This is a genomic window from Ruminobacter amylophilus (genome assembly GCF_900115655.1).
Classification (GTDB): domain Bacteria; phylum Pseudomonadota; class Gammaproteobacteria; order Enterobacterales; family Succinivibrionaceae; genus Ruminobacter; species Ruminobacter amylophilus.
Genome location: NZ_FOXF01000083.1, coordinates 1 through 5,070, shown reverse-complemented (window position 1 = coordinate 5,070; position 5,070 = coordinate 1). Strand labels below are relative to the sequence as shown.

At 44.0% G+C, this 5,070-nt stretch carries 4 protein-coding genes; all 4 read right to left on the bottom strand.

The annotated features are described in order from the left end of the window. Nucleotides 1-95: 95 nt before the first annotated feature. Nucleotides 96-1,394, bottom strand: coding sequence for an adenylosuccinate synthase (locus tag BMY80_RS11690; RefSeq protein WP_031579772.1), 1,299 nt, complete (start codon nt 1,392-1,394; stop codon nt 96-98). Between the two features lie 253 nt (nt 1,395-1,647). Beyond that, on the bottom strand, nt 1,648-2,565 hold the full coding sequence (hflC, locus tag BMY80_RS11685) for a protease modulator HflC (protein WP_031579773.1): 918 nt from the start codon (nt 2,563-2,565) through the stop codon (nt 1,648-1,650). Continuing rightward, nucleotides 2,566-3,582, bottom strand: coding sequence for an FtsH protease activity modulator HflK (gene hflK, locus BMY80_RS11680; RefSeq protein ID WP_093143885.1), 1,017 nt, complete (start codon nt 3,580-3,582; stop codon nt 2,566-2,568). Nucleotides 3,583-3,615: 33 nt separating this feature from the next. Next, nucleotides 3,616-4,947 carry a ribosome rescue GTPase HflX gene (gene hflX / locus BMY80_RS11675; protein WP_031579775.1) on the bottom strand — a complete coding sequence of 444 codons (1,332 nt, stop codon included), beginning with the start codon at nt 4,945-4,947 and terminating at the stop codon, nt 3,616-3,618. Between the last annotated feature and the right edge of the window lie 123 nt (nt 4,948-5,070).

Below are 5,070 nucleotides of genomic sequence, written 5' to 3'. Positions count from 1 at the left end.
CTAAAAAAACCAGAGATCTCTTCGACTTGTTCGGCATACCTTACCCAAAGAAGCAAATCAAAAATTAGAAACTATGATCTGCGGAGTTAGGGGTATTAGTCAGCGAAAGGATGGCGTAACACGATTGTTTCATCACGATCAGGACCGGTTGAAATTACGTCAACCTTAACACCTGAAATTTCTTCAAGACGCTTGATGTAGTTCTTGGCATTTTCAGGTAAATCTTCGTATTTCTTTAAACCGAAAGTAGATTCTTTCCAGCCAGGCATGGTTTCATATACTGGTTCAAGTCCTTCGTAATCGTCTGCAGCTAATGGAGAGTAGTCAATGATTTCGCCATTACTCTTCTTGTAAGCCACACAAAGTTTAACTTCATCAAGTCCGTCTAAAACATCCAGCTTGGTAAGGCACAGACCGCTTAATGAGTTAATCTGATTTGATCTGCGCATAGCAACACCGTCAAACCAGCCGCAGCGACGACGACGTCCTGTTACGGAACCGAATTCAGCGCCCTTGGTGCAGAGATATTCACCGGTAGCATCAAACAATTCGGTAGGGAACGGACCACCGCCTACACGTGTGGTGTAGGCCTTCACAATACCGATTACGTACTCAATGTTTCTAGGTCCGAAACCTGAACCGGTGCTGACACCGCCTGCCACGGTATTTGAAGAAGTTACGTACGGATAGGTACCCTGGTCTATATCAAGGAATGTACCCTGTGCACCTTCGAACATAATCTTCTTACCTGCTTCTCTGGCCTTTGCCAGGAGAGAGGTAACATCCTGAACCATTGGAAGAATTTCCTTAGCATAGTTCTTGCAGTCTTCAAGAACCTTTTCATATGAAATAGGTTCCACGTTGTAGTACTTGGTAAGACAGAAGTTATGATATTCCATTACGGTTTCGAGCTTTTCAGCGAAATCCTTCATATTGAACATATCACCTACTCTGAGAGCGCGACGGGCTGCCTTATCTTCATATGTAGGACCGATACCTCTGCCGGTGGTACCAATTGCTTTTTTACCCAGCTTGGCTTCACGGGCACGGTCAATCGCCTGATGGTATGGAAGAATCAGCGGACATGCCGGACTGATTACCATACGTGATCTCACTTCAACGCCTTTTTCTTCAAGTTCCCTGATTTCGCCTAACAGAGCTTCAGGAGAAACAACAACACCGTTACCAACAACACAGGTGCAGTTAGGACGTAAAATACCGGAAGGAATAAGACGTAAAACCTGCTTCTTACCGTCTACTACCAGAGTATGGCCGGCATTATGACCGCCCTGATATCTAACAACGTAATCCGCTTCATCAGTCAGCAGATCAACAATTTTACCCTTACCTTCATCACCCCACTGGGTGCCTAAGACAACAACGTTATGAGCCATACTAATTTATAACACTCTATCAGGTTAAAAACGAATTCTGAAAGCCGGACTCCAGAGTCTGAAGCAGACCGGGACTCGCATGCATTCAAAATCAAAATCAAAATCAAACCTTTGAATTCTATCATAAAACGGCCATGAATTAAACCAGTTAAGAGGCGCTATTAAAAATAAAATTCTTCAGAGTTTTTACAAAGATGAAGGTATTTGAAAAACATCCCCGCAAACAGTACGTCGCAGGGATGTTTTGAATGAATTACTTGAAATATTTAAGGAATTCGTTGTTGTTATCGGTGACTATTACGTTGCCGCCATTTGACATGCTGCGGGAATAGGCATCCATACTTCTCAGAAAATCAAAGAATTCAGGATTCTTTGAATAGGCCTGTGCATAAATCTTGGTAGCAGCGGCATCGCCTTTTCCTCGAATCTCTTCAGCCTGACGCTCAGCCTCAGCGACCTTAACCATAGCCTGCTTATCAGCCTTTGCTCTTATGGCTTCAGCCTCCTGACGTCCTTCTGAGCGATGAAGTCTTGCAACAGTATCACGTTCAGCACGCATGCGCTGATATATGGAGTTGGATACTTCGTCAGGAAGTTCCACCTTCATAATGCGCACGTCAACAATCTTGATACCGAGATCCTTTTCAGTCTCGGGACCGACAACAGCCATAGTGTTCTGCATAATCTGTTCGCGCTTTGAAGAAGTCTTTTCTGCGGAGTCTTCATTATCCCTGCCGTCTTTGCCAGCAACAATTTCCCTTATGGTCAGTTTGGCGATCTGGGATCTGAGGCTGTCGGCAACACGATCCTTAAGACGTGCTTCAGTCACAGCAAGCTTTCCCTGAGTTGATGTATAGAACTTGGCAAAATCAACCACTCTCCACTTAACATAAGAATCAATGATAAGATCCTTCTTTTCAGTGGTAACGAATCTGTCGGCGGTTGAATTGAGTGTCTGGATTCTGGCATCAACATACAGAGGTTTATCCACAAATGGAATCTTAAAACTGGCCCCCGGCTCATACAGACTTATCTGCCCCTCACCGTTTCTTACCACTTTGTCAAATCTTGTAAGCAGAGCTCTCTGACCTTCGTGTACAACAAAAACAGACTGGAACCCCACAAATCCAAGAACGATGAGAACCACAACCAGTGTAATCGGATTTTTCATTTACTTCTTTCCCCCGTTTCTGTTTTCACCTGAATTGCTTTTATTGATTGAATCAATAAGCTTGTCCACAGGCATATACATAAGAGGAGAAGCTCCGTTCCTGTCGGCACTGATAATGACTTTTGCACTGTTGCCATACACATTTTCCATAGTTTCAAGGAAAATACGGCGCTTGGTAATCTGCGGTGCGGCATTATATTCAGGAAGCACCCTTTCAAAACGGGCCACATCACCTTCTGCTTTGGCCACAACCTTGCGACTGTAACCTTCAGCTTCTTCAAGAATTCGCTTTGCCTGACCTTCAGCCTTTGGCACTACCTCATTCCTGTAGGCTTCAGCTTCTCTTTTGAAGCGCTGTTCATCTTCCTGAGCAGCAATTGCATCATCAAACGCCGCCTTAACCTGGTCAGGAGCTCTGGCCGGCAGGAAGTTTACGTTAACAATGGAAATCCCCATGTCATACTGAGAAATAATGGATTTAAGCAGCTCCTCAGTGGATTGTCTCACCTGTTCACGACCATTGGTAAGAACGTCATCCATCTTGGTATGACCTATCACGTAGCGTAAGGCACTGTCAGTTGCCTGAGTAAGGCTGGTATCCGGATCCACCATATTGTACAAATAGTTGCGAGGATCGCTTATCTTGTACTGAACTTCCATTTCCACGTTAACCACATTTTCATCTTCGGTTAACATCGAACCTACTGACTTGGTAGACTGAACTATCTGAACGTCAACCTTGGTCACCTTGTCAACGAGAGGTATTTTCCAGTGCAGTCCCGGCATTTCAATATGGCTGAATTTACCGAAACGCAGTACCACTGCCTCTTCAGCTTCTTTTACGGTATAGAAGTTATTAATTACGATAAAAAAGAGAACAACAGCTAGAAAAATAATCCAGGATAAAAACGAACTTTTATCAAAAAAATCATTAACTTTTTTGGATAAATCATTGGCATTGTTTCGTTTCTGCTGTTGCTTCCATGGATCATTGTTATTAGGCTCGTTCCAGGCCATTTATTCCTCCAAATCGGCAATTTAAAAATTTTATCAGAATTCAGGCTCTTTAAAAGTAAAGTTCTTTGGTTTCACACAGTATTTTTCCAGAGCACCGTTACTGCGACTGTTAAGCTGAGCCAGTTCAACCCGCTGATGCTTAACGGAAAGAATCATTTCTCCGGTCTGTGAATATGTCTCGCCGTTAACAGCTCCCATCTGATAAAGTCTGTTGCGTAATCCGCCTTCGGTTCCCGGCAATTTTACCACAATTTCCACCAGGTCATTACCCAATAATTCCGCTATGGCCTTGTACAGAAATTCAATACCGACGTTTCTTGCGGCACTTATGTACACAGCTTCAGGTTTTCCGTGTTCATTATATACAATGCCCGGTTTAACCTTTTCCAGACGGTCGATCTTGTTGTAGACTCTGAGTTGAGGTACCTCGTCGGCTTCTATCTGCTCCAGTACGCTTCTAACGGACTCAATATTATCCTGAACCCTCTCATCACTGAAATCAATCACGTGCAGCTGCAAATCCGCATCTCTGGTCTCACTCAGAGTAGATTTAAAAGCAGCGACAAGATCATGAGGAAGATGACGTATAAAACCTACCGTATCGGCAAGAATAATCTTTCCTATATGAGGAAGCTCAACGGATCTCAGGGTAGGATCAAGGGTCGCAAACAGCTGATCGGCAGCATACACTTCCGAGTCAGTAAGCAGATTGAACAGAGTAGATTTTCCGGCATTGGTGTATCCCACAAATGAAACAACCGGAACATTATTATGAACACGAGCCCTGCCACTCTGTGTACGACGGCGTTCCACCAAATCCAGATCTTCCTTGAGAGCGGTTATTCTTTCACGAAGCAGGCGTCGGTCACTTTCGAGCTGCGTTTCACCGGGACCGCCTCTCATGCCTATACCGCCCTTCTGTCGTTCCAGATGGGTCCACCCGCGGACAAGTCTGGTCTGAAGATATCTCAGCTGAGCAAGTTCAACCTGAAGCTTACCTTCCCTGGTTCTTGCGCGCTGCGCAAAAATATCCAGAATCAGTGCGGTTCTGGTTATAACCTTGCACTTTAATTCTTTTTCAAGATTTCTTTCCTGAGAAGGAGACAGTTCATGATTGAAAATAACGGTCTCTGCTTCTGACTCAGAGACCATGGATAGGAGTTCTTCCACTTTACCGCTGCCGATAAAGAAACGGGGATCGGGAAGCTTACGATTGCATGACATTACACCGACAATCGAAGCCCCTGCCGATTTTGCCAGAAGCTTAAGCTCATTAAGATCTTCGCAGCTGTTTTCCTGAGCAAAATCAACATTAACAAGGACGGCACGCTCACCGCCCTTATATCTTTCATCAAAATCAAACAAATCTAATACCTATGTATAATTCCGTAAGACCTAAACTCCGCACGCCCTAGTTTATAACTAGGGCGAATCTCATCATAAAACCATTAAATATCACATTTATTCCCATGTTTTTAAAAAATTCTC

What these genes read in the sequence shown, in the direction of transcription:
- BMY80_RS11690 (WP_031579772.1), bottom strand. Translation starts at nt 1,394, where the DNA reads ATGGCTCATAACGTTGTTGTCTTAGGCACCCAGTGGGGTGATGAAGGT.
- hflC (WP_031579773.1), bottom strand. Translation starts at nt 2,565, where the DNA reads ATGAAAAATCCGATTACACTGGTTGTGGTTCTCATCGTTCTTGGATTT.
- hflK (WP_093143885.1), bottom strand. Translation starts at nt 3,582, where the DNA reads ATGGCCTGGAACGAGCCTAATAACAATGATCCATGGAAGCAACAGCAG.